We start from the raw sequence: 3,031 nt of genomic DNA, 5'->3' as shown, positions 1-3,031 counted from the left end.
TTTCAAAACACCTCTTTCTTTTTTTATTATATCATTGTTTAGATTTTGGTGTTCCTACTTTACTATAGCACTACACTACATAACAAACAGAAACTCGGAACAGTTTATTATAATACTGTACATGTATAAAAATTTTTGTTTACAGCTGGTCTAACTTTTCATAAAGATCAGCAGAAATGCTATAACCAACGAGTATATCCCTGTTGATTCTGCTATTGCACACCCTATAAACAATACCTGTAATATGTCCTGTTTTGCTTCCGGCTGTCTTGATACTGCTTCCACAGCCTTTCCTGTTGCAAACCCCTGACCTATTCCTGATCCTATACCTCCTATCATTGCCGTCCCGGCACCCAATAAAGCTCCCGCCTGTATCAGTTCTTCCATAGATAACCTCCTCAAATTTTATATCTTAATTTATAATAATACAAAACCTCTGGCAGTATTTTACTAAAACTAAAATAACACAATAGTTTTGCAGTATCCTTACCAATATTTATAAATATATATTTTGTAAGCAGGATTATTTAATGAAAATCTACATGAAGTGCAATTGAAAATAAATGATCGATAATATGGATAAATCAGCATATCACGAAAACATTCCTTATTCTGATTTAGCTTTATTATTGATATTTTTATCCAAATAAATGTAACATTATTGTTTATTAGGTATTTTAACATATTAGAATGAACATTTCAATTAAAAAAATGACTGAGTGTTCACATTTTATTTTTTTAAAAAAACTCATCTTTTTCTTACATGTTTAGCTGTGTATACACTTTTTAACACTTAAAATTTTCCTTTCTGCCTCTGGCTTTATCACCTTTTTTACACAAAAAGATTAAATTATTTAAAATATATACATTGACTTAAAATTAAAAAAATTGTACATTAAGCATATAAAATTTTAAAAAGGGGGAAACTATTATGAAAAAAGGATTTACACTGGTTGAAGTTATCCTTGTACTTGCTATTATTGCAATCATTGCTACTATTGCTATTCCACAAGTGAATAAATATCTTGACAAAGCTAATAAAAGTAAAGTTTTAGGAGCCATATCCGATCTGAATAATTCTTCATTATCATGGAGTATTGAAAATAACGGGAGCATTCCTGACGATATGCAGAAAATTTTTCAGGAACATGGAAACATTGAGAAACTTAATATTAATCTAAAAACCGATTCCAGTTTTGAACTTGGCAATATCAAGGGGATACTTCTTCTGAATGACGGGGAAATATACGCCAAAATAGATAATGACAGCAAGTCTTTCAAGGGTGAAACTCTGGAGGCAAAATGATTACGGCATTAATTTTGGGCGTGATAACCGGAAGCTTTACAGGTGTTGTCTGCTACAGAATACCCAGAAATAAAAGTGTTCTTTTCCCGGGTTCCAGATGTGACAGCTGCATGGCTAAAATAGCCCTGTATCGTAATATTCCCATACTTTCATTTTTGCTGCAAAACGGAAAATGTCATAACTGCGGGGGAAAAATCAGAAAAATATACTTTATATTGGAAATACTGATGCCTTCTTTATTTTTGGTTCTATATCTTTACTACGGACTGAGTCTTGAATTTTTTTATAAAGCATTTGTTTTTTCTGTATTAATCGCAGCTTCGCTTATTGATATTGAAACACACATTATTCCTGACAGATTCTATATTATTTTGATAATTTCCGGTTTCATTTTCTCTGTCCTGCGAGATACTCCGGAAAGCTGGTTTCTTGGTATGGCTGCTTACGGACTGCCGGTACTTTTACTTTATTCTGCATCTGATTTTATACATAAAGAAATCATAGGCTTCGGGGATGTAAAATTAATATGTGCTGTAGGCGGTTTTATTTCATATTCAGGACTAAAGAATCTGCTTTGGTTTTATGAAAGTCTTTATATAAGTGCCGGAATTTTTTCGATTTTCCTTATTTTTTCCAGGAAAAGAACCTTAAAATGTTATCTGGCTTTTGCACCTTTTATATGCCTTTCCGCATTTATAAGCGGAGTTTTCTTATGAAACACAATAACAAGACAGGAAGCCTTTTACTGGAAAATCTTCTGGCACTATTATACATCACTGTTGTTCTTCTGCCTTTTTCACATCTGTATGTAAAAATTTTTAAAACCAATATGCTTTTAGAGAAAAAGGAATATGAATCCGTACTTTTAGAAAACATGGCTGAGTATCTGGAAAATACAGAATATCAAAATATTGAAACAAAAACAGGAAAAAGAGCTTTCAGTTCTTTTAAGGATTTTTGTTCCTTCTTTCGCTTAAATTGCTCTACGGCAGATGAAAAGAAAAATTTCCATATAAATATTGATATTCAAAAAACAGATTATTATTATTTGAACAGAAATTTTGAAAAACTGTTTATCTTTAAAATTACCGCTGATACCAAAGAAATTTATTATGTACCATATTTGGAGGATTATGAAAAATAAAGGAAGCCTGCTGCTGGAATTTCTTCTTAATATATTTATTTTTTCCGTAATAATGCTTTTACTGCTTACTTTCATGAAAAGAGCTGTTATTATCCAGAATTATAAAAATAAAGTCAGGGTTAACAGTGAAAATACACTATATATTCTGGATATTCTAAAGAAAAATATTAAAGAAAGAGATAAGGAAAATTTTTTATATAAAGAAAAAAATTCGAATATTTTTATTATAAATGAAAATATAATTTCCTCTGTTGGTAATTCTATACTTTATAAATCCGGAGGAGAATTTTACCTGATAAAATTCAATAAACCCAAAATGCTTATTTCCAGCGCCAAGACACCGGAAGGCTTTCTGAGACATGATAATCTGGCGTTTCTTGATTCACTGGAGTTTCAGATCAGAAACAGTATTTTATTTGTAAAATATGAAATAAATGGAAATATAACAGAGCAGGTGATAAATCTAAAATGAAAAATTGTACTTATGTCAATAATGTGGACACATTTAGAGCCTGTGATAAAAAGTCTGTAAATAAAAAAATCTTTTTATGATAAACTAAAAACAGGAGGACTTTATTATG

Annotated in this window: 5 protein-coding genes; 4 read left to right on the top strand and 1 reads right to left on the bottom strand. The window is 30.5% G+C overall.

Features of this window, described 5'->3' with window-relative positions:
- Nucleotides 1-150 precede the first annotated feature (150 nt).
- Complete coding sequence (gene atpE / locus NK213_RS19490; protein WP_012859730.1) at nucleotides 151-387, bottom strand: ATP synthase F0 subunit C; 237 nt, start codon at nucleotides 385-387, stop codon at nucleotides 151-153.
- A gap of 544 nt (nucleotides 388-931) precedes the next feature.
- Here atpE and NK213_RS19485 point away from each other — a divergent pair.
- The 4 genes from NK213_RS19485 to NK213_RS19470 are packed head-to-tail and all read left to right on the top strand — an operon-like array spanning nucleotide 932 to nucleotide 2,922.
- Nucleotides 932-1,306, top strand: coding sequence for a prepilin-type N-terminal cleavage/methylation domain-containing protein (locus NK213_RS19485; protein ID WP_253352432.1), 375 nt, complete (start codon nucleotides 932-934; stop codon nucleotides 1,304-1,306).
- The gene (locus NK213_RS19480; protein WP_253352430.1) at nucleotides 1,303-2,022 is read left to right on the top strand and encodes an A24 family peptidase; all 720 of its coding nucleotides are present in this window, start codon (nucleotides 1,303-1,305) and stop codon (nucleotides 2,020-2,022) included. The genes NK213_RS19485 and NK213_RS19480 overlap by 4 nt, the downstream gene beginning before the upstream one ends.
- Nucleotides 2,019-2,450: a hypothetical protein gene (locus NK213_RS19475; RefSeq protein ID WP_253352428.1), complete on the top strand. Its 432-nt coding sequence runs from the start codon at nucleotides 2,019-2,021 to the stop codon at nucleotides 2,448-2,450. Before NK213_RS19480 ends, NK213_RS19475 begins: the two co-directional genes overlap by 4 nt.
- The gene (locus tag NK213_RS19470) at nucleotides 2,440-2,922 is read left to right on the top strand and encodes a hypothetical protein (RefSeq protein ID WP_253352426.1); all 483 of its coding nucleotides are present in this window, start codon (nucleotides 2,440-2,442) and stop codon (nucleotides 2,920-2,922) included. The genes NK213_RS19475 and NK213_RS19470 overlap by 11 nt, the downstream gene beginning before the upstream one ends.
- The last annotated feature ends 109 nt before the right edge of the window (nucleotides 2,923-3,031 follow it).

The organism is Sebaldella sp. S0638 (assembly GCF_024158605.1).
Lineage (GTDB): Bacteria > Fusobacteriota > Fusobacteriia > Fusobacteriales > Leptotrichiaceae > Sebaldella.
Note: the sequence above shows the minus strand (reverse complement) of the source record. Positions and strands in the feature narration are given on the sequence as shown.

What these genes read in the sequence shown, in the direction of transcription:
- atpE (WP_012859730.1), bottom strand. Translation starts at nt 387, where the DNA reads ATGGAAGAACTGATACAGGCGGGAGCTTTATTGGGTGCCGGGACGGCA.
- NK213_RS19485 (WP_253352432.1), top strand. Translation starts at nt 932, where the DNA reads ATGAAAAAAGGATTTACACTGGTTGAAGTTATCCTTGTACTTGCTATT.
- NK213_RS19480 (WP_253352430.1), top strand. Translation starts at nt 1,303, where the DNA reads ATGATTACGGCATTAATTTTGGGCGTGATAACCGGAAGCTTTACAGGT.
- NK213_RS19475 (WP_253352428.1), top strand. Translation starts at nt 2,019, where the DNA reads ATGAAACACAATAACAAGACAGGAAGCCTTTTACTGGAAAATCTTCTG.
- NK213_RS19470 (WP_253352426.1), top strand. Translation starts at nt 2,440, where the DNA reads ATGAAAAATAAAGGAAGCCTGCTGCTGGAATTTCTTCTTAATATATTT.